Below are 23,587 nucleotides of genomic sequence, written 5' to 3'. Positions count from 1 at the left end.
TTTTGTGCCGCAAAACATCTCTTACGGAGAGATATGTTTTTTTGTCAAACAATAAAAATCCCCTTGAACAGGGGCTTGCTCAAGGGGAATCCAACTCCGGCAAGGCTGTTTCCACTGTTTATTCCTCACCGTTTCCATATTCCTTAACCGATGGACTGGATGACCATGCTGTTTGCTTTGTCTACCACAGATGAATCAAGCAATGCCAGATAAATGCGGGTAGTACCCTCCGAATCATGACCCAACGCTTCGCTGATAACAGGAAGCGGCACATTCCGGCTTTTGGCTATGCTGGCCCATGAATGCCGACTGACATAAAATGTGAGTTTGATGGGACAACCTACCATCATACCGATTTTCTTTAACCGCTTGTTCATCAAATGGGAAGCATTCAGGTATTGCCGCCTTTCTTCCTTTCCGGGCACCTTGATGACGGGCAACAGATAAGGTGAGTCAGGATCTGTATGTTTACGCACAATGTCCTGCATAGGCTGCTCCCATTTGATACAGAGTTGCTGCCCCGTCTTATGACGCCGATAAACCAGTACCCCATTCTGCAAGTCTTTCTTTCTTAGAAAGGCCAGATCGACGAACGACATGCCACGAAGATAGAAGCATAGCAGAAACAAATCGCGGGCAAGACTTAACGCGGGACTGTAATCCAGGTCGAGGGCCTTGATTTTTCCAATCACTTCTGACGAAACCGCACGCTTGACGGTCTTCTCTACACTTGTATTGACATGACGGAACGGGTTCCGGTTTTCAACCAGCCCTTCTTCTGAGGCCCTATTATACAAGGCACGCAAACTACGCATGTAAAATGAAATGGTGTTCGGACATTTTCCGTTTTGCTTTAAATATGCCTCGTATTCCATCATCATAAGAGAATCCATTTCTTCGAAAGTGACCTCACCGGCTGTAGCACGGAAGCGGATGAAACTATTCAGCGAACTGGCATAAATTTCTGAAGTCCGTTCTTTTCCCATACGTTGGGTTTGACCGATAATCTTACGGGCATAAGCAAAGAATCCATTGTCTTGATTTTCTGAAGAACGGAAAGCCTGGACTACTTGTTCTGAAGTGAATTTTCTTTCTTTTTCCAACTTCCTGATGATGCTTTTTAAACGTTTTAAGTCTTCTTCCGTACGATATCTTAAGGTTTCAAGATAACGGTTTCGTTCAGGATTCTCATCTAACCGCTGAATTTTACCCGATTCTTTGTCCCACTCGGAAATGTACAATTTATAACCAGTACTTATCAGGCGTGTCTGTCTCTCGTGTATTACCTGATAACACAATGTTCCCTCTTTGCCAATAACTGAAGAGGGCCTGAATTTAATTTTTATCGTTGCCATAACAATATTGTATTTTAATAATATAAAAACGATATACCCCAATCATGACAGGCTTGCTTGTAAGAAAACTACAGCAAACCCCAGACATATTCTGATATAACAAAATGTCAAAGCAAACTTCCCTATACTGAAATCCTCAATTTTAGCAATGCAGGATCATGCGATTCTATTTTTTGCACACAGAATTTTTATTTCAGATTCAAGAACAAAGCTATTTCCATAATATTAAGACATTATTACAGCAACAAAGCAATAATCAGTCACACAATTTATAAAAACAGGAAATATACGAGCAAAACGCAATTTCTACCTTATCACACATTTCGCTTCTTCCAGCAGCGAAAGTCTTCAAAAGTCTTCACTTACCAACCTAGCTCAGAACGCCCAGAAACGGCTTTTCCAAAACGCAAGTGTATTTGGACTCAAACGCACTTGTGTTTTTCTTCAAACGTAAAAAAGTTTTCTCAAAAACGCTTCGGCGTTTTCTTCCAAACACCTCGGTATTTTCACCCGAAATCTCGCTTTTCATACAGATTTTCTCGTGTTTGATTACCTAAATCCGCCCAAACCTTCGTTTTTATACAAAAGACACCCCTTCCAGAAGGCTTCTGAGAGGGGTAATAAAATCTACGGCAAAAAAAATGCGAAATTCCGACATTCAGAAAGAAAGCAGAATTCCGCATTTTAAATCTTTTATCCGGGAATAAGCGGAAAATAAAATCAAGATAACGTTTCAACTTAATACATATCCCAGTACTTTTCGCACTCGTGAAGGTAGTCCGTTTCCGGATGAGAGCCGAACACCAGCGCATAGAAGGAAGTACCCCGCAAACGGGCACGATGAATCTCGGCCAGCAGGTCGTCCGCAGGGGGCGGCATCTCGAAATCGGAAATCAGCACCACGTCGGACCGATGCCAGCCGTGGGTGCGCAGCATCATCAGGGCTTCGGAAAAAGCCGGACGCACATCGGTACCTCCGTCGAAACGACGTTGCAGGAAGTCCACCAGCATCGGAAAATCAGTTTTCAGGTCACGAATCAGCAAGGTTTGTATATCTTCTGAAAAGTTGATGACGTAACACTTTCGTGAGGTGGCCTCCGTCAGGCGGGCAATGGCCAGCACGGCCGATTTGGCCAGGCGTTCGCGGCCTTCGCGCATGGAGCCGGAGGTATCTATACATATAATATAAGGCCCCTGCGAACTGACTTTCTTTTTCTCCGGTGAGGGAGTGGAGGTGTCTTCATGCGAATAGGAATCAAACTGTTGCAGGCGTTTTTCTACATAACGCTGCATGAAGAAGGGATGCAGCACCTCATCGGTGAGGTAGCAGTACTCCACAGGCAGCAGGCTGTTGAGGTCGTCGCCCAGGGTCACGCCTTCCACATCACTCTGTGAGGCATGACGAATGAGGCTGTCGGCTCGCAAGCCCGACAGGGAGTCAAAGCTTTCTTTCCGTCCGCCAGCGTTCTTTCCCAGGCAGCGCACCAGCTCGCGTATCTGGCGGTTCTGCTCCATAGCTTTTTCGTAGGGGACTACTTTCTGGTAGAGTTCCGGATGGTTCCGCAACAGCCATTTCACGCGCGAGCCCCGAAGATTGCCTTCCGTTTTCAGGCCGAACGATTTATCCAGAATCTGAAATCCTTCGCACAGGCGGAAGAGGTGCTGGTACTGGTAGTCGTATTCCTTGACCGTGAGCAGATGGTGCCACTTGTCGAGGAAGAGTTCCTGCAAGGCTGCCCGTTCTTCGCTCCGTTCGGGAAGCCGGGACAGGCGACCGATGTAATAGGATACGTCGAGTTCGGCCAGGGTGTAGCGTTTGCGGAAGGCGGTTTCCATCCGTTGCAGGAATATCAGGAAATCGGTCGGCGGCAGGGTTTCGTGCTCATAGAAGACTTCCCATTCGGGGGTATAGCGGGAATAGAATTCCTGCAAGGAAGGGGCTGTCTGGCGATAATAATCCCAGATGCACTCTTCCAGTTCGCTTTCCAGCACGGTGTGGTGCTGAAGGTATTCTTCCATCCGCGCCCGGCTTCGCTCACGAAGTTGCTCCAAATAGGCTGTCTTCAGGTCTTTCAGACGGATATTCCTCGTTCTCTTTCCGGTATGCATGTTTCATTTCCTCCAACTCGTTCCGATAGCGGAACAGGGCTTTCGACGGTTCGCCCAGTATCCGGCTCATGGCTTCTTTCTCTCTTTTCCCGACAAACAGGTGGTTTGCGCAGTAGTCGGCTTCTTCTTTCACCCAGTCGCCGCAATGGGCTTCTGCATGGCTGAGCCGTTGCTCCAGCTGACTGAAGCGTGCGGGGATGTCTTCCTGTACCTGTACTTCCATGGCGGGCAGGGCCGTACAGTCGGGAGTACACAGCAAGGGGTATTCATAGTCGTTGATAAATACTGAACGACGGCCACGGCGCAGGGTATAGACTTTGGATGGGGATACCTTGTTGCGCATGGAGGGGTCGTACTTCTTCAGTACATAGCAATCGGTCTTGTACTTGTCTTTATGCAGATAGAACTGTTTGCCGGTGTCATCCAGCTGCTGGTAGTCGGATGCAAAGAGGAGCAGTCGTCCGGCCAGGCGTACGCGCTCCACCTGATAGTAGTATGCATCGACCAGTTGCAGTCCGGCATCGGCCCGTTCGCGCAAGGCTCCTGCCGAGTCGAGTTCTTTCTTCAAGGCCTGCAAATCGGTTTCAATGCCCGACAGGTTCAGCACGTAGCCACGCACGCTCTCGCCTACTGCCGTCAGCACGGCATCGCGTGCCCAGTCTATCTGGCTGGTCTCGTTCCACAGACAGTGTACCATCAGCAGGCAGTCGGACAGGCGTACCTCGGTGTTTCCTTGCAAAAAGGCAGCGGCCCGCAGCAGACGGACGATTTTCTTCCAGCGACGGTCGGACACGTAGAGTGCTACATCGGAAGGTGAATCGGCATTCTCCAGCTGGCGGTTATAATCTTCCAGTTTGTCTTTAAGGGAATGGATGACTTCCAGCACAGAATAGTGCAGGCCGACGGATTTCATCTGTTCCTGCCACTGGCGGTATTCTTCGTCGCTCACTGCCAGGCTTTCGTCCATTTCCGGTTCGCTTTCGTCGGCTGTGGAAATCATCCGGTCAAAATCGGACAGGTCTTCAATACCGCCCACTAACTTACGCACCAGGAAGCGGTCGTACAGTGCTTCCAGGCCTTGTCCTGAAGCCGGAAGTTCGTTCGATGCAGCAATCAGTCCTTTCATGGGAACCCGTACCGAGAACTGTCCGTTCCGGAAGATTTTCTCATTGATGACAGTCAGAAGAGCATTCTGTATGGCGGGACCGGCTTTCCAGATTTCATCCAGGAAGACGACGGTGGCGGTGGGCAGATAGCCTTCGGTCATGCGTTCGTAGGTGTCTTCGTTTTTCAGCCGGGCGATGGATACGGGACCGAATATTTCATCGGGGGTACTGAACCGCGACATGAGGTATTCGAAAGCTGTCCCTCCACGGAACATCAGTTTCAACCGGCGGGCTACCATACTCTTGGCCACTCCCGGAGGACCCAGCAGGAAGATGCTCTCTCCTGCCACAGCCGAAAGCAGCGCCAGGGCCATGACTTCTTCTTTGCCGTACACCCGCTCGTTCAGGGTGTCCAGCAGTTTCACGATACGGTTCTTCAACGTTTCCATTTTACATACAATGAAGGAATAAACTTATGGTGCTGCGACAACACGTTGAGGGTCTGGAGTACGACCGACAGGACAATCAGTCCCAGTCCTAAGTAGAAACTGAAGTTCAAGTCTTTGGCTTCCTGAAATATCAGCATGGCGCCGATGATGCTGTATATCGGCTCCAGGTTATAGCTCAAGTTGACCGTAAAGGCGGAAATCACTTTCAGTACCTGAATCTGAAGAATATAAAGTCCCACGGTGCATACCGAAGCCAGGCAAAGCAGGTAAATCAAATCCTGGGCGCCGGGAAGAATAGAGGGTACCGGAAAGTAATGCAAATAGGCCGGCAAGATGCAGGAGAGCCCTAAGAAACCACCCAGCATTTCGTAAAGCAGCATAGTGCTGGAGGTGTAGTTCACGGCTACCTTCTTGTTGACAATGGTAAACAGAGAAGCTAAAGCCGACGAAATGACTCCCATGCAGATACCCACCCGGTAGCGGGTGTCAAAATGGAATATCAGCACAATGCCCAGCACGGCTACCAGACTGAACAGAATCTCCCGCAAGGAAATGCGGTGACGATTGATGAGGGGCTCAAAGATGGCGGTAAAGATGCTCATCAGTGAAAGACAAACCACGCCGATAGATACATTGGAAGCTTTGATACTTCCATAGAAGAATATCCAGTGCAAGGCCAACAGCAATCCCACAGAGCCAATCTTGGTTACATCGCCCAAGGTCACTTTCCGCAGCTTTTTCAGAAACGAAAGCAGCAGGAAAAACATTACGGAGGCGAACATCATACGGTACCACACGAGCAGACCTTCATTCAGGGAAATCAGTTTTCCGAAAATCCCCGTTCCTCCGGCAATAAGAATGGAAAGATGCAGTTTTATGAATGCTTCCTTCATATAAAAAGAATCTAATGTGAACACGATACAAGAAAGCGAAGAACTCCTCACGTATGACCGGCGGAATTCTTCGCTTCTTCTTATTTATTATCTATACAATTGCTACCTGATTACAGCGGCATGTTACCGTGTTTCTTCGGCGGATTGCTCTGGCTCTTGTTCTGAGTCATTTCCAATGCCTGAATCAGTTTATAGCGAGTATCCTTCGGAAGGATGATTTCATCGATGTAACCCTGTTCGGCTGCACGGTAAGGATTAGAGAATTTTTCCTTGTATTCTTCTACTGCCTTCGCCTTTTCTTCCGGAGTAGCCTTGCGGTACAGGATATTTACGGCACCGTCGGCACCCATTACGGCGATTTCGGCTGTCGGGTAAGAGAAGTTTACATCGGCACCGATAGGCTTACTGTTCATTACGATGTAAGCACCACCGTAAGCCTTACGGGTAATTACGGTAATCTTAGGCACTGTAGCTTCTGCGTACGCATACACAATCTTCGCTCCGTGACGGATGATACCGTTGTGTTCCTGTGTGCATCCCGGCAAGAAGCCCGGTACGTCTTCGAAAGTAACGATAGGAATATTGAAGCAGTCGCAGAAACGGATAAAGCGAGAAGCCTTGTCAGAAGCATCGATGTCGAGCACACCGGCCAGGTAAGCAGGCTGGTTGGCTACGATACCTACAGAACGTCCGCCCAGGCGAGCGAATCCTACCACGATGTTCTTGGCAAAGTGAGGCATCACTTCAAAGAAGTAGTGGTTGTCGACTACCGGTTCGATAATGTTCTTGATGTCGTACGGCATATTCGGGTCATCCGGAATGACTGTCATCAGTGATTCTTCTGCACGGCGGATGTCGTCTGTGCAAGGAATCATCGGCGCATCTTCCATGTTGTTAGACGGAAGGAAGCTCAACAGTTCACGGATGCTCATCAAAGTTTCTTCTTCAGTATCGCAAAGGAAGTGAGTTACACCGCTCTTGCTGCTGTGGGTATAAGCACCACCCAGTTCTTCCTTGTCCACCTCTTCGTGTGTCACGGCCTTCACTACGTCCGGACCTGTGATGAACATGTGGCTCTTTTCTTTCACCATGAAGATGAAGTCGGTCAGTGCCGGAGAGTAACAGGCACCACCTGCACAAGGACCTAAGATGGCTGAAATCTGCGGAATCACACCTGAAGCGATGGTATTCTGATAGAAGATAGAAGCGTAACCTGAGATACTGCCTACACCTTCCTGAATACGTGCACCACCTGAGTCGTTCAAAGCAATCACCGGAGCACCGTTCTTCAATGCCAGTTCCTGCACTTTCACAATCTTCTGTGCACCTGTTGCGCTCAGTGTACCGCCGTATACGGTGAAATCGTATGCATATACGTACACCAGACGTCCGTCAATCTTACCGTAACCACAAACGATACCGTCACCCGGAATGTGATTCTTATCCATTCCGAAGTCTGTACAGTGATGGATTACGAACTTGTCCATTTCATTGAACGTACCCTTATCGAGCAACATGTCGATACGTTCGCGGGCTGTCATGTGACCGTTGGCGTGCTGTCTTTCCACGCGTTCTACGCCACCCCCCTGAGAAGCAAGCTTATCCAGCTCCTCAAATTTCTTATATTGTTCTGCTGTTGTCATTGTTCGTCTTCTTTAATTACATCCAAAGTCATTATCACCTGATTGCTGTTGACAGAATCTCCTTCGTTCACCAGGATTTCCTTCACTACGCATTCGCTGTTTACCTTGTAGTTGCTCTGCATCTTCATAGCTTCAATCACTACTACGATATCACCAGCCTGCAGACGGTCGCCTGCTTTCACCGGAATCTTGACTACCTTACCCGGCATCGGAGAAACAATCTTATCCTGCTGTTTCTCGTCACCACCCTTGCGCATGCGCAGGTATTTAGCCTGTGAATCGATGATGTCAATGTTATATGACTGATAATGTGCATTTACAGTATAGCTTTTTCCACCTTCCTTACGAATCAGTTCGGCATTGTACGACTTTCCTTCGTGCAGAATGGAGCAGCTACCATTTTCGGCCATCACGATGTCTACATCGTATGGAACACCGTCAATGGTCAACTGTACCTTGTTGCCTTCTTTGCTGACCAATGTCACATCCGCAACTCTGTCTCCTATATGTATTTCCATAATCTTCTACTTTAATTCAAAATACTTAGATTCTCAGCACACCTTTTTTCAGGCCAAACTCACGCCAGCGGCTGATAGGACGGTTGTCGCTTGATGCCGACTTGTTTTCTTCCAGGTTCATCAGGTAGTCAATGTAAGCCGCAATCATGGCGATGTTTTCAGTTTCCTCTTCTTTCTGTCCGGCCCACTCACGCAGCATGTCCTGATGTTTCGGGATGAACAATGTGTTGTAATGTCCTTCTACAAAATCGGGCACGTTCATGATGTGACGCAGGTAACCGATATTGGTCTTCAAACCGGTAATCTTGTATTCGTACAACACGCGACGCATACGTTCGATAGCAAACTCACGAGTAGTAGCCCATACAATCAGCTTACCAATCATCGGGTCATAATAGATAGGAATTTCGTAGCTTTCATACACATAACTATCGATACGCACACCGATACCGTTCGGTTCCATCAGCTGACGGATGACACCCGGTGAAGGCATGAAGTTGTTTTCTGAATCTTCTGCACAGATACGGCATTCGATGGCATGTCCGCGCTGTTTCAAATCTTCCTGCTTGAAGTGCAACGGCTCGTTATTGGCAACACGAAGCTGTTCTTTTACCAGGTCGACACCTACCACTTCTTCTGTAATAGGATGTTCTACCTGCAAACGGGTATTCATTTCCAGGAAGTAGAAATTGCGGTGCTTATCGACCAGGAATTCAATTGTACCAGCTCCTTTATAGTGTACAGCCTTGGCTGCTGCTACAGCTGCCTCACCCATTTTCTGACGCAATTCAGGAGTTACAAAAGGAGAAGGAGTTTCTTCTACGATTTTCTGGTTACGGCGCTGGATAGAACATTCACGCTCGAACAGGTGTACGGCATTTCCGAAATTATCTCCCAGAATCTGGAATTCGATATGATGCGGTTCTTCCACAAATTTTTCCAGATAAACGGTGTCGTCACCAAATGAAGACATAGATTCTGAACGGGCAGTATTATATGCTTCTTCTACTTCATCTTCGCTGTGAATCAGACGCATACCCTTACCACCGCCTCCCATAGAAGCTTTCAGCATGACCGGATAACCGATTTTATTACAGATTTCCTTTGCCTCTTCTACACTCTGCAACGGCTGTTCTGTACCCGGAACGACCGGCACTCCAGCTGCAATCATGTGTTTACGGGCAGAAATCTTGTCACCCATCGCATCCATCGTCTCAGGATCCGGACCAATGAAGATAATACCTTCCTGACGGCAACGGCGTGCAAATTCTGAATTTTCAGACAAGAAGCCATATCCCGGATGAATAGCATCTACTCCATGACGTTTTGCAGCCATGATAATTTTATCTATGTTCAGATAACTTTCGCGAGATGCTGCCGGACCTATCAGGCAAGCCTCATCTGCATAAAGTACGTGGCGAGCCGTTCTGTCGGCTTCGGAAAAAACTGCTACGGTACGGATACCCATTTCACGGCAAGAACGCATCACGCGCACAGCAATTTCACCACGGTTAGCGATTAATACTTTGTGTATCATGCTTTATGTTTTAATAATGATTTCTTTTGATGCAGGACTATTCTCATATAGTCCAATAAATAGAGCATCTGTATGCCCCTCATAGTCAGTTCGGCACAGATGCCCCAAAAACTGTGCAAAAATAGCAAAAAAAGAGACACCGTTCCAACGAATGTCTCTTTTTTTGCCAAATTGCTACTCTTTCCCTCAAAAATACCTAAAAATGAGGAGAGGATTATCTATTTAAAAACAATAACGCAAAGTCGAGTTTGCGAAACAATGAAAACAAACAGAAAGCCGCATTAACGGGCCTGTCTTACTGTATGCAACACTTTGCCTTCCTTATTAATCATATACAGGCACAATTCTTTCTTATCGGCAGAAATCAAAGAGAAACCTGTCTCTCCGCTACAGAACACAGTGCCTTCTACAGCTTTTACCTTGCGGCTTAAAGATGCGGAAGTGTTCACTACATAATCGATCTTGCTTCCTGCTTTGCGAATATGCTGGAAGTTATGGATATGTCCGCACAAGTACATGTTTACATTGTTATGCTTGCGCAAAATGCTGTCTACTCGTTTTTCCATATCCAAGCGTTCCGAATCATTCTTGTCTGTATCCGCATAAATAGGATGATGACCTACGACCAGCACCCAGTCTTCTTTGGCAGATGTCAGTACAGAATCCAGCCATGCCAATTGCTTGTCCATATCTTGCTTGCATGCATCCGGATATTTCTCCGTATCCTCACGGTATTTATCCAACAGAGGAGCTGTGTCAATCATTACCAGGCGCACTGTAATATCATCGTTCTCCAGCACCTTTGTGTAATAACGTGCCGGCATCTCCCAACGGGCACTCACCTGACTATAGTCCAATACTGCCTGCGTATTACCACGATATTCATGATTACCCAATATAGGATACCATGGAATCATCAGTTCCGGATGGCTGTACACCAATTCGTAGTTGGTCATCCACAACGGGTCGTTTACACTGCGTACGCCTTCAAAGTGATGCACATCGCCAGCAGCTACTACAACTTCAATATCTACATTCTCTGCCATCTGACCCATCAATTCGGCAATAGGTTTCTGGTCGTAATATCCATTACGGCCCAAATCATTTGCCAGATAAAAATTCAAGGGTTTCTCCAATGCCTTCCACTCAGAAGGACCTTGTGCAAAAACTGCCCATACCGATAAAAGCAGACAACATGTACAGAAAATTCTTTTTAATGAGATCATAATCATTTTAGTTTTATCAATTATTTATTTGTTGTTGCAAAGGTAAATCCCAATTCTGAATAAAATCAGGAAAACTCTTCTGCAGAAAATTTTCAAAAAATAAGTCCGAAACACAACTGTCCGGACTTATTCGTCTAAGGAAAAATGCAGTTTCACAACTGCCTTAACAAAACCTAGAAAAGGATGTTATTATTTTGTACCGTATGCTCCGAAGCGAGCTTCCACTTTCGGAGAGGTATAAGTCACTCCATTTACTTCCAGACCTGCTGCGAAATAAGGCTGCATAGCTTCATCATTACCATTGTAAGCACCAGTCAGTACCGGTGAACCAGCCTGTACATGGAAGTCCCATGCATCCTGATATACATAATCAGTCAAACCAACTTCATTAATCGGATAGTTTACAAATTTCGGATCATTAGTAGCGCATGCCTCCTGTGTCTTTGTAATTATACTGTGTGCATCTACCACTCCTTCATTATAATCTTCATGCGCATAAGCATATCCTTCCCAAGAGTAAGCCACACCTGACTCATCAGCAAACACTACGTCACTTTTCTGTGTACCTGAAGCATAGTAGTTATAGTCAATAACCGACTTATCATTGTATCCTTCTTCCGGATCATTCGGAATGTCGAAGCTAGGAGTCATGGCTCTGAACTTACAGTTCACCATCAGGTTATTGAACACATTAGCCAATGCATTCTTTTCTACATACACGCCACCACCTTTTTCACCGTCACGACGCCATCCTGCATTAATAATGGTATTGTTGTATGCCTGGATTTTTGCCATATCACGTGTTTCACTCTGACCTGAGCTGGAAAGTTTCAAGCCGTTGGTGTTCGGGCTAAACATTACGTTTCCAGCTACATCGACCACACATCCTGCTTTTACGTTTACAGCTTCTGCACCATCATATCCGTTTGCAGCAAACACATTGTTAGCAATAATGGCATTTCCACCCATCAGATAAATACCATCTGACCATCCGTTGCGCAATACAGAGTTGGTAATGACATAATGTCCATTGATGTTATTGGTTGTAATCTGCGGATATGCATCATCTCCAGCGGTATATACTTCAGTTGCAGCAGCAGGAGAACCTTCTACAACCTGACCTCCTGTATACTCAATGATTGTATGGTCAATCAACATTTCCTCACAAGTAGATGAAGCCACAATACCTCCCCAAAGACCTGCGAAAATATTTTCTTCTGTACGTTCATCTTCCGGAACAGAGAACAAGATAGGCTTTTCAGCAGTACCTTCACAATACAAGTTCCCGTTTACGGTAAATTCTACCGGAACATGATTAGCTCCTACTCCCGCTGTACTTACAATAATTTTCACACCTTCTTTGATTACAAGGCTTTTACCTTCGGGTACTGTGTAATGGTTAGTCAGATTTACTGTAGTATCTGCAGGCCAGACAATGATGTCGCCAGTTGTCTCTCCATTTCCACCATCGGTATTTTCATCGTTATTTCCATCATCATCGTTTCCGGGAGTCTCAGTTCCATCCCCATTTGCAATCGGGTCTTCTTCTGTACAAGCAGCCATAAAAGACAATGCTATCAGAGCCGTTCCGGCCAACAAATAATTCTTCAGTTTCATTTTGTAATAATTTAGAAATGTTAGTCAATATAGTTCTTTATCTCTTTATTATAGTTTGTATCTGATTCCCAGCATAAATGACTGTCCGTGCCATTCCTTACGTTCTATCACATTGCCATTATTACGTTCGGAATTGACATTCTCCGTACGAGGGCCACTCTGAATAAAGCGAAGCAAAGGAGTATCCAGCAAGTTAGATGCCTTGGCAAAAAGGCTGATACCGTTCTTAAAACTTTTCTCTACAGAAGCATCCAACTGCATATAGCCATCTTCCCAAATATCATCATCATACCAGTTAGAAATATCGCTCAAGCGCTTTCCGGTATAACTTCCGGCAATCTGTCCTTCCCAGCCATATTTGGTGCTTTTGAACAGCAATGACAGGTTAGCTACATGGGCAGCCTGACCAAACAACGGACGTGTCTGAGTGCATGCCTTCACATCATTTCCATCCATAATTCGCTTTTCGGTCGTAATGGAAGAATGCGTGTAAGTATAATTGGCTTTTATTCCAAACCAGTTAAAATATTTCATTACATCCACTTCTACTCCCAAGTTGGTAGCATTACCAAAATTCATCGGCTTATAATAGGTATCCTGTCCTTCGTTCAGCAATCCGTATTCAATCGGATTCTTCAGTTTCTTGTAAAACATACCCACCATGAACTGCTCGGATGATTTCGGGAAGAATTCATAACGCAAATCGAGGTTATCGGCTACCGTATGCTTCAAATCCGGATTTCCTTTTTCTTTATAATCTTCATTGATAATGCTGTAAGGAACAATCTCAAAGAAGCTGGGACGATTGATGGAACGGGCATACGAGAAACGCAGGTTCGCATTTTTATGTACTCCATATTTTGCATGGAAGCTCGGCAATACATCCGTATATTTCTGGTATCCTTCAGGATCTGTATTTTCTGTAGGGAACTTCAAAGTGTAACCTTGATTGGTATGTTCCACACGAACTCCGACAATAAATTCCCATTTCTGGTATGTGTATTTCACCATTCCATATCCTGCACCAATCTTTTCAGTGGCATCATAGTTTAACGGGTCACTGATGTTACCGTATTTAAGCGGGGTAAACAAGATTTCATCGTAGTTATTCCAGTCCTCTCCCTGATACTGCGGATCTTTCACTCCCGTTGCAGAATTGAAAGTATATTCATTGAAAAAGCTGTCACGTTTCTTATCACGGTACATACCTCCTACCGAGAAGTCGAATACAGAACCTCCATCCAGTTTCAACTTATACATCAAATCAAGGTATCCTGCCTTGTCCTTATCGGAGTTATGTTCCCAACGGCGGATTGCTGCTCCAGAAGTCTGTACATGATTACCCAGAAAAAAGATTTCCGCATTATCCGGTGTTTCACTGTATGCCTTTGAAAGTACAGCCGACCAATTCAAACGAAGCACACCGCCTTCCAGAAAGGCATGCTCACCTTTCAGCGTGGAATTGATAATATACTGATGATTCCACTTCATACGTACAGCTCCTTCCTTATCGTCATGCCCGTCACGTACTTCTGCTTCTCTCATATCCATATATCCATTGTACCAGGTCAGTTTATGATTGGCATTGATATGATAATCCAGCTTGGCATGTGCCCCGATACGAGTCTGTTGCGAAGAATAATTTCGGTATTCGATACCATTGTGGGTTGTTCCCGGCTGATAATACAGCTGGCTTTCTTTTCCTCTATACGTATTCAGGTAACTACCTGCCAGCATCACACCCAATTTATTGTTAAAGAAGCGGTCACCGTAAGATAATCCGGCAGTCAAATCGGGCAACGGCTTGTTCCATTTCATCCGCAAATTATCTGTCGTAAAGTTATCCATTGTCACACGGCTGTCTTCCGGCATGCCCATCTGCTCGTAAGGAGATTTCTTCACAATCGCTCCATGATTGAACGACTGGAAATCGCGGTCAAAATACATTGCATTGTAACCGGTTGACAGATTCGCTGTAAACTGACGTTCAGAAGGCGCATCCTTCATAATCAGATTAACAGCTCCACCGATTCCGTCACCCTCCATGTTGGCAGTCAAAGATTTGGTCACTTCCAAACGGTCCAGCATTTCTGACGGGAAAATATCCAGCGGTACAAAACGGTTCTTGTTGTCCGGACTCGGAATTTTTACTCCGTTTACCAAGGTATAGTTGTAACGCTTATCCATACCACGAAGAATCGCATACTGTCCTTCACCGCTACTGTTACGTTCAATTGTCACACCAGACATTCGCTGAATCACGTTGGCTACCGTAATATCCGGAGAAAGCTCTATCGCCTTCGCACTCATCACATTCACCACGTTCATAGCCTGACGTTCGATACCTCTTGCACCAGCTTCCGTTCTTCCCGGATTAGAAGCTACCACCACCACTTCATCCAAAGCGACGTCGTCACTTTTCAAAGGAATTACAATTTCTTTCTTATCTGCTGCTATGCTAACTTCATATTTTTTATAGCCCACATAAGAACAGACCAGCGTATATTTGTCTCTGTTCACCGACAGATTAAAACTTCCGTCCAATCCGGTTACCGTTCCTTTTCCTGGGTCTTCCTTTACAATCACCGATGCACCTATAATCTCCTCTCCAGTCTGTGCATCCTTAATTTTACCTTTTATCACACCAGCTTGAACTCCAGCCGACATCAGTGATAACAATACCAATACAATCTTAGATTTCATTTGCTTTCCTTATTTGCCGCAAAAGTATCCCGTATGATTTTCATAGGTATTGCATAGAGATTTCTATTGTGTTACATTTACACCCAATATCCTTTACAATAAAAAAGAGGTACTTCCAGGTTCAACCCGCAAATACCTCTTTTTACAAACATATTACAAATACGATTATTTATCCTTACTCTCTGGAAGGGAAATTCCTTTTACAACCCGCTTCCAGTATTCCCTTACATCGTTCCAATGATAATAAGGTGAGACATCTGTCTGCAAAGGGAGTGCGACTTCACGCTCATTCAGCAGCAATTTCACCAAAATATCCTGACTACCTCGTTTTCGATAGAAAATAAGCTGAACATTACCACACATCGGAATCAGGCGATAAGTGCGATATGTATCCGCTATTTTATTCCAATCGGCAGTTTCCTTTTGCAGTGCATTTATCCCCATCAACGTAGCCAGCGGAGCCAGGTTCGTGTCATGCCCGTAACGTAATGTCACTGCATTTTTCCGGGAAGCAATTACCGTATCGGCTGTTTCTATGAAATTATTCAGTAGATTTCTTTCCAGCTTATACATGCACGCATCGCTCAACGGAGAAGGCCCTTTTTCGTAATACCATTCAAAATTATTCCGCTGCCACAAATCATATTGTTCTTCGGGAGTAAATAAAAAAGAAAGATCCGGTTGCTTGTAACTACTTTGACTGATGCCATGAAGTTCAAACAAGTCCATCATCAGTTTTGCGGCATCCACATGCTTTTCCACATAAACAGAGTCACGGAAAATCTGTTTCATCAATCGTTCCGGATGTACATAAACACTATCGGCAGCACGATACACAGAATCCACATTCTCCAAATGCTGTGCTTCATACAAAGGATTCTTATACTTTATATAATAAGCATCCGCTTCACTGGTCTGTGTCGTAACATTTAGTTTAGGGTTCAAACCTTTCAATTCCACGCATCCGGCAGCCATGGAAAGAAAAGCACGGGTCTTGTATGTGGAGCGTGCATCCACATGCGTACCGTCACTGAACACCTCAGGGTAACGGTGGAACATCCGGTCTATCAACTCCCGATGCTGCTGTGCTCCCTTCGGAGTCAACTCTCCATAACGTCCCTCTGCCTCCTGGGCCAGAGAAGCCACCACCTTCAGCACACGCTTTCCATCTGGGGTCAACACTCCCTCCTCGTCTGCCTCAAGAAGGAGTGACAACGGCGCAGCATATTTCTTCTCTTTTGTAAGATACCGGGAGCCATGCCGGGCAAACATGGATATATAAAAAGGTTCATATCCAGCAGGAGCCGGAGTCAACTTCTCCTCCGGAGCCTGATAAGCATAATATTTTCCTGCAGCCAATGCCGGATTCTTTCCAATCTCCTCACGTGCACTTTGTCCCTGCACCCACAAAGGAAAAGCCAGGAACAGCACAATCCATCCTCTTTTCTTCATATATTTTCCAAATTTTAGGCGTGAAGTTACACCATTACTCCACTTAATCCTCTCTTATGCAACTTGGAAAATCATGAAAACACTTCCCATGAAACAGAAATGAAATCCTCTTGTCATTACTTTGAGAAAACGGCTACTTTGCTTCTATGCTGACAATTTCCTGCAAGATGCTTACCGCACTCTTCACATCTGTCACTTTCGATACCACCATGCTGCGCCGTCCGTTCTGCTCTCTCAGATTGCAATAACGAGGATTCTTGGCCATGTAATCAATAAACTTGCCGAAAGCCATACTCTGATAATACGGACTATCCAAGTTGCTGACGAAGTAGAGCGTCATCCGTTCTGCCTTTAATACCACTTTTTCCACGCCCAAACGCTTAGCCAGACGTCTCAATGGAACAATACGCAACAACTCTTCCCCTTCTGGCGGTATTTTCCCGAAGCGGTCAACCAGCTTGGCCTTAAAGGTTTCCACATCCTTATCCAGTTCAAGTTTATCCAGTTCACGATACAGCAACATTCGCTCACTACTGCTTGGAATGTACTCATTCGGGAAGAGCAGCTCCAGGTCACTTTCCACCGTACATTCATCCACAAACTCCTCTCCGCTGATTTTTTCTTCGCCCGCTTTGATTTCCTCGGCATACAAATCGGCAAATTCCTCATTCTTCAGTTCTGTAACCGCTTCATTCAGAATCTTCTGATAAGTTTCATATCCCAAGTCAGCAATAAAACCACTCTGTTCTGCACCCAACATATTTCCAGCTCCACGGATGTCCAAATCCTGCATGGCAATGTGAATGCCACTACCCAAATCGCTGAAATTCTCAATGGCCTGCAAGCGACGTCTGGCTTCCGGTGTAAGCGACGACAAAGGTGGTGCCAGCAAATAACAGAATGCTTTCTTGTTGCCTCGTCCCACTCGTCCGCGCATCTGATGCAAGTCGCTCAATCCAAAATTCTGCGCCTGATTGATAATGATGGTGTTGGCATTAGGTATGTCAATTCCACTCTCAATAATCGTTGTGGCCAACAATACATCATAATCATAATTGACAAAGTCGAAGATAATCTTCTCCAGTTCTTCCGGCTGCATCTGTCCATGCCCGATACATACCCGACAATCCGGTATATTCCGCAGAATCATCGCCTTCAGCTCCACCAGATTCTGAATACGGTTGTTCACAAAGAAAACCTGCCCGTTGCGGCTCATTTCAAAATTGATGGCTTCGGATATAATTTCTTCATTGAATGTATGCACTTCTGTCTGAATAGGGTAACGGTTGGGAGGAGGCGTCTGGATGACAGACAAGTCTCTGGCCCCCATCAAAGAGAACTGAAGGGTACGCGGAATAGGAGTTGCCGTCAGTGTCAGCGTATCTACATTGACCTTCAACTGGCGAAGCTTTTCCTTCACGCTTACGCCAAACTTCTGCTCCTCGTCAATGATAAGCAGACCCAAATCCTTGAATTTGACACTTTTGCCAATAATCTTATGCGTACCGATAAGGATATTGATTTTACCGTCGGCCAGCTCTTTCAGAATACGGCTTGTATCCTTTGCCGTACGTGCCCGGCTCAGGTATTCCACCTTACAAGGCATATCCTCCAAACGTTTCTTGAAAGTCTGGAAGTGCTGATAAGCCAGTACCGTAGTCGGCACCAGCACCGCCACCTGCTTGTTGTCAGTCACTGCCTTAAATGCGGCACGGATAGCGACCTCTGTCTTACCAAAACCCACGTCGCCACAGACAAGACGGTCCATCGGCTTATCACTCTCCATGTCCGCCTTTACTTCCTGAGTAGCCTTTAACTGATCCGGAGTATCTTCATACAAGAAACTGGCCTCCAGTTCGTGCTGCAAAAAGCTGTCCGGACTATATTTAAACCCTTTCTCCTGTTTACGCTGAGAATAAAGTTTAATCAAATCACGGGCAATATCCTTGATTTTAGTCTTCGTCCGTTCCTTGATTTTTTCCCAGGCTCCTGTGCCCAGCTTACTGATACGGGGCTGTTCTCCTTCTTTTCCTTTGTACTTGGAGATTTTATGTAATGAATGAATGGATACAAACACCACATCCTCATTCTGGTATACCAGTTTGATGACTTCTTGCGTAGTGTTCCCGTTCGGAATACGCACCAGTCCTGCAAAGCGTCCGATACCGTGGTCGATATGTACCACATAATCGCCCGGTTCAAACATATTCAGTTCCTTGAGCGACAATGCCACTTTTCCACTACGTGCCTTATCACTGCGAAGGTTGTATTTATGGAAACGGTCGAATATCTGATGGTCCGTGAACACACAAATCCGCAACGCATGGTCCACAAACCCTTCATGCAACGTACGGTCTACCGGTTCAAAGGTAATGTCATCGCCTCTTTCCTTGAATATATCTTTCAGACGTTCCGTCTGCTTCATGCTGTCCGAGCAGATATACAGACGGTATTTCCGTTGCAGAAAATCGGTGAAAGAACTTGCAACCAAATCAAAATTCTTATGGAAAATTGGTTGTACGGAGGTCTCGAACGACAAGCGTGCCTGCGGAGTTCCTAAGGCCTTATGTCCGAAATCTATCCGGAAGAAATCAAGGGCACGCACCGTAAATTCGGCTCCGTCAATCAGTTTTTTGGACAAATTCATCAGTTCCGTCTGCTCGCCTTCATACGCTTTCAGTGCCTGAGGAGAAACTGCCTCATCGTGTACGGCCTGAATGCGTTCACGTACCCAAAGCAAATCTTTTACCCACAACGTAGCGTCTTTATCCACGAAATCCAGAAAACAGATATCTGCTCCTTCCGTTCCCGAAAGTTCAGGTACAATACAGATAGAATCTTTCTTTTCTTTTGACAACTGAGTCTCTACTTCAAACGTACGCAAACTATCAATCTCATCTCCGAAAAAGTCAATTCGGTACGGATATTCCGATGCAAAAGAATACACGTCAAGAATGCTGCCGCGCAAGGCAAACTGTCCCGGCTCATAGACATAGTCCACATGCTCAAACCCATACTTGGAAAGCGTCTCCATCAGTTTGACCGTATCTTCCTGCTGTCCCACTTTCAGGGTCAGCATCGCATCCGAAAGCCGTTTCCGTGAAACCACTTTCTCTGCCAAAGCTTCCGGATAAGTAACTACCGTGACCGGCTTCTTCTGCTCCAGTCTGCTCAGCACTTCCGTGCGAAGAATTTCATTGGCTGCATCTTTCTGTCCGTATTTGATGGCACGACGGTAAGAAGACGGGAAAAACAGAATATCAGCCTCTCCGTCTACCTGTACCAGGTCATGATAAAAATACCCGGCTTCCTCCAAATCATTCAGTATAAACACATGAATTCCCGGCATCGTCTTGACCGATGCCGAAGCAAATAAGGAAGCACACGAACCGTGCATGCCTTCCAAATAAACAGTCTTTATATCCTTATTTTTACGTAAAGAAGCCAAGCCTGCCACATTAGGATGCTGGGCATATACCTCTTGAAGCTCTTTTATACTCATTGTCTCATCAATAGATGCTGCAAAAATAAGCAATCTCGTTTGAATATGCGCACAAAAAACAAAGAATACCGCAGCAACTCTTCCTTAAAATTTGAAGCTGATGCTTCCGTACGGCAAACAATTTCCTCTCCAGTGCACGGAATAAAAACTCAAAATATCCTCTTCGGAAGGGTTTCCCACGACATTATACACGCCCAAACGAAGCAACAGCAATTTCTCACCGAATGATTTCCGGTAAGAATAGCCCACATCTACCCGGTAGTTCAGCGGCTCACGCTTTTCACGAAAATCTTCCACCGACAAAGGCTCATAATCTTCATTCAAGAACCGGACTTTTCCGGAACGCAACATCCCTCCAACAGAGAAAGAAGAACGAGTCGTCAGCTGATACGACAAAGCTCCTCCCAACTGATGAGGTACATCGTACAAAGAGGGCACCTTCCCTTTTTCCGGCAATTCACCAAACCACTCTCGGCTTCGGGAGTAAGCATACGACAGTTGCAGGCTCCAACGCTTCCAACGCTGATACAAATATCCCTTTACCCCATAACTGTCTCCATTTCCTACCATCAAGTATTTCTGCCAGCTCTCATCTTCAACCCACGTGTCCGGGCGCAAAGCCAGCACATTCCGTCTTGTTTTATAGTACACAGAGACTTCACACTGTCCCGAATCCATAAAATGTTTCCAACCCATCTCATAATGCTCGGAAGAGCGAGGCTTGAAACCGTCAATGCTGGGCATTCTGAAATCTGTGGGCAAAGAGAAGCTGTCGAAACGAAGGAAATGATAAAATTGCTCCATCTTCGAAAAGTTCAGATAAAGCAGATTTCTTTCCGACGGGAAGTATTTTACCGACAGACGTGGCTGAATACTATAGTACGACCGGTGGTGCTGTGGGCAATAGGCTACTCCATGCACACCCACCTGTACTGAGAATTCTGGAGAAATACGCAACAGGTTGTCATAATAAACCGACACTTGATTCACCGGTTCATGCCGTACCCGCATCTCCTCACCTTGCGACACCAAATCGTAGACTTCATACGCATATTTCACTCCCCAGCGCGCATGATAAAGATTCTCCAGCGAATAGCTAAAATCCGTCGTCACGTTGAGCGACTTGATACCGCTATGTATATATCCGTCCGTATCCTCTTTTATCTCTCCCATATAAGCCCGATTGGTATGAGCTGAATAAAACACTGCTGTCGAATTTCCCAATCTTCCCTTCTGCGTGGCAAACGAGAGCTGATAGGCCTGATTGTCCCAACGCAACACTGACACATTTTCTCCGTTTTCCTCGATGGGTAAATGAAAATCATCCCGGGCACCGTAGGCCAGAAAATTCATCGTGGTAACAGGAGACAAGTTATACGATAACTTGGCATTATAATCATAAGTAGAGTGATTCAAACGATTTTCCTCCGACAAAAGACTGTCAAAGAAATCCAGCCAGCTTCTACGTGCACCAACCATGTACGATAGTTTATTCTTGATAATCGGTCCCTCGAGCATGACGGAGGCAGCCGGCATGTCCAACGTCAATGTACGTACATGCTCCTTTTTATTTCCTTCTTTCAAATTAACTTCCGTGACCGACGAAATACGCCCCTCCAGAGGAGTCGGGAAAAAACCTTTATGAAAGACCATATTCTTCACAGCATCTCCATTGAACACAGGTAAAAGCGAACTGAAATGTCCGGGATGAAAAACCGGCACGCCATCCAGCAGTAGCTGATTTTCACCATATCCTCCTCCATCAACCATAAAATTCTGGCCAGCCAAGGAAGAAGTCACCCCCGGCAGAATCCATATCTGTGAAAACAAGTCACCTCCACTAAAAGCCAGCAAGTTGGATGGAGTCAGTTCTCCCAATTCATTTTCCCGTTTACCCGACTCCACGGTAACCTCTTCTATCTCAAACAACAACGGTTTCAGACAAGTACGCACAAAGCAATCTCTCGTTACCTTAACCGACTGTGACTGCGGAGCATAGCCCATATAAGAAGTTTTCAACGTGTATGTTCCTTCGGGTACATGCAAACGGAAAATACCTTTCCCGTTCGAAATAGTATTCCATTGTTTTCCATCTTTATCCTCCAATGTAACGACCGCCCCATACAAACGTTCTTCGCTGTCCTCTTCGGACACCGTACCGCTGACATCATAACTTTCAATCTTCCGTGCATGAATCACCAGCTTCCGAGGAGGTACTACAGCAATTTTCACCTGATAACCGGAGAGAATGCGACGCACAAGTGTCTCCACAGTCATTTTTCCTCCATGCTCTATCCGGCATACATCCCCCAGTTCCATCTGTGCCGGATTATATGACAATACGATTCCCGTACTTTTTTCAATCCATTCAAACCACTGCAATACGGTAGCGGAAGAGGAGCTCACCTGTATCCACTCTTCCGCTACCGTATTCGCTGATTTGACTTCCTGTCCCCATGCTTCCGGCCGTACTATCACGCACATCCACAGCAAGAGGAACAGCCATTTACTTTTCATATAATCTGTAATGTTTTCCTTTCACCAATGTCTCGCATTTACATCCACAAAGAAAAGCCAGTTCTCCGGCTATGTCCGGTTCATCGATATTTATCCGGGTCGTAATCTGATTTTTCTCCAGACCTTTGGCTAAATCAATCTGTATACCCGTCTTTTCCTGAATAATCTTTACGACCTCGGTGACAGGCGTCTGTTCAAAAACCAGTACCGAATCATCCATATTGAACACCTCTTGTGGACGAAGAATCGTATCCGTTTTCAACATGCCATCTTTCAGTTCTGCCTTTTCATTGGCTTGAATCACAACTTCATGTTCAGCTGCCTCTACACGTACCTTTCCGGTTTTTACAAACACCCCGGCTTTTTCTTTCCGTGCTACGTCAACCAAAAACGAGGTACCTAACACTTCCACATCCAGGAAATCGGTTTTTACCTTAAAAGGAATCCCATGCATTTTTTTCACCTGAAAGAAAGCCTTTCCTTTCAACGCTGCCATTCTTCCTTCACCTTTATCCGAATAGTAATAAGACAATGTAGCTTCAGGATATAACATAACCTCTGAACTATCGGGAAGAAGTACCTGTTTTACCGAATTTTCCGCATTGGCGTAATACATTGTTGCATCCTCCGTCGGTGTACGGAAAAGATAAAAAGCACCGATACCTAGCAGCACCAGCAACGAAGCCGCCACAGAAAGGAAAAAGGTAATTTTACGTTCAAATGCCATTATCCGTTTCCGGTTTTCCAGGCGCGGCTCGATTTTTTGCCAGGCCTTACCCGCATCAAAATGAATTTCTGCAGAAGCCTCCATCGGAGCATTCATCAATCTGCGCATCTGCTCAAATTCCTGTTGATGCGACGCAATCCATGCATCCAGTTCCTGTTGCTGAACAAGACTCAGCGTTTCACCCGTAAAATAGCGGGCCAGTAGTTGGTTGATATCTTCCTTGTTACTCATAG

At 45.6% G+C, this 23,587-nt stretch carries 14 protein-coding genes; all 14 read right to left on the bottom strand.

The genetic code is table 11. The features are described from left to right. Positions 1–143: 143 nt before the first annotated feature. Positions 144–1,355: a site-specific integrase gene (locus BACPLE_RS09675; protein ID WP_007561328.1), complete on the bottom strand. Its 1,212-nt coding sequence runs from the start codon at positions 1,353–1,355 to the stop codon at positions 144–146. Between the two features lie 738 nt (positions 1,356–2,093). Beyond that, the gene (locus BACPLE_RS09670; RefSeq protein ID WP_040312945.1) at positions 2,094–3,464 is read right to left on the bottom strand and encodes a vWA domain-containing protein; all 1,371 of its coding nucleotides are present in this window, start codon (positions 3,462–3,464) and stop codon (positions 2,094–2,096) included. Next, positions 3,391–5,019 carry an AAA family ATPase gene (locus tag BACPLE_RS09665; RefSeq protein WP_007561320.1) on the bottom strand — a complete coding sequence of 543 codons (1,629 nt, stop codon included), beginning with the start codon at positions 5,017–5,019 and terminating at the stop codon, positions 3,391–3,393. Before BACPLE_RS09665 ends, BACPLE_RS09670 begins: the two co-directional genes overlap by 74 nt. Beyond that, positions 5,007–5,912 (bottom strand): DMT family transporter, encoded by a 906-nt coding sequence (locus BACPLE_RS09660; protein WP_007561318.1) that lies wholly within the window; start codon positions 5,910–5,912, stop codon positions 5,007–5,009. Before BACPLE_RS09660 ends, BACPLE_RS09665 begins: the two co-directional genes overlap by 13 nt. Before the next feature lie 110 nt (positions 5,913–6,022). Then, positions 6,023–7,555: an acyl-CoA carboxylase subunit beta gene (locus tag BACPLE_RS09655; RefSeq protein ID WP_007561317.1), complete on the bottom strand. Its 1,533-nt coding sequence runs from the start codon at positions 7,553–7,555 to the stop codon at positions 6,023–6,025. Beyond that, positions 7,552–8,073, bottom strand: a complete 522-nt coding sequence (locus tag BACPLE_RS09650; protein WP_007561315.1) for a biotin/lipoyl-containing protein — start codon at positions 8,071–8,073, stop codon at positions 7,552–7,554. The genes BACPLE_RS09655 and BACPLE_RS09650 overlap by 4 nt, the downstream gene beginning before the upstream one ends. 25 nt (positions 8,074–8,098) lie before the next feature. Then, the gene (gene accC / locus BACPLE_RS09645) at positions 8,099–9,610 is read right to left on the bottom strand and encodes an acetyl-CoA carboxylase biotin carboxylase subunit (protein ID WP_007561313.1); all 1,512 of its coding nucleotides are present in this window, start codon (positions 9,608–9,610) and stop codon (positions 8,099–8,101) included. A gap of 281 nt (positions 9,611–9,891) precedes the next feature. After that, positions 9,892–10,836, bottom strand: coding sequence for a metallophosphoesterase (locus BACPLE_RS09640; protein WP_040312943.1), 945 nt, complete (start codon positions 10,834–10,836; stop codon positions 9,892–9,894). A 189-nt stretch (positions 10,837–11,025) separates the two neighbouring features. Then, a complete protein-coding gene (locus tag BACPLE_RS09635) occupies positions 11,026–12,453 on the bottom strand; it encodes a right-handed parallel beta-helix repeat-containing protein (RefSeq protein ID WP_007561308.1) in 1,428 nt (475 codons plus the stop codon). A gap of 48 nt (positions 12,454–12,501) precedes the next feature. Then, complete coding sequence (locus tag BACPLE_RS09630; RefSeq protein ID WP_007561306.1) at positions 12,502–15,156, bottom strand: TonB-dependent receptor domain-containing protein; 2,655 nt, start codon at positions 15,154–15,156, stop codon at positions 12,502–12,504. A 165-nt stretch (positions 15,157–15,321) separates the two neighbouring features. Continuing rightward, positions 15,322–16,608 (bottom strand): histidine-type phosphatase, encoded by a 1,287-nt coding sequence (locus BACPLE_RS09625; RefSeq protein WP_007561304.1) that lies wholly within the window; start codon positions 16,606–16,608, stop codon positions 15,322–15,324. A 133-nt stretch (positions 16,609–16,741) separates the two neighbouring features. After that, positions 16,742–20,110: a transcription-repair coupling factor gene (gene mfd / locus BACPLE_RS09620; protein WP_007561303.1), complete on the bottom strand. Its 3,369-nt coding sequence runs from the start codon at positions 20,108–20,110 to the stop codon at positions 16,742–16,744. A gap of 84 nt (positions 20,111–20,194) precedes the next feature. Then, positions 20,195–22,627 carry a TonB-dependent receptor gene (locus BACPLE_RS09615; RefSeq protein WP_007561300.1) on the bottom strand — a complete coding sequence of 811 codons (2,433 nt, stop codon included), beginning with the start codon at positions 22,625–22,627 and terminating at the stop codon, positions 20,195–20,197. Beyond that, the gene (locus BACPLE_RS09610; protein WP_040312803.1) at positions 22,617–23,585 is read right to left on the bottom strand and encodes a FecR family protein; all 969 of its coding nucleotides are present in this window, start codon (positions 23,583–23,585) and stop codon (positions 22,617–22,619) included. Before BACPLE_RS09610 ends, BACPLE_RS09615 begins: the two co-directional genes overlap by 11 nt. Between the last annotated feature and the right edge of the window lie 2 nt (positions 23,586–23,587).

It is taken from the genome of Phocaeicola plebeius DSM 17135 (assembly GCF_000187895.1).
Classification (GTDB): Bacteria; Bacteroidota; Bacteroidia; order Bacteroidales; family Bacteroidaceae; genus Phocaeicola; species Phocaeicola plebeius.
The sequence above is the reverse complement of the archived record's forward strand: the minus strand, read 5'-3'. Positions and strand labels throughout refer to the sequence as shown.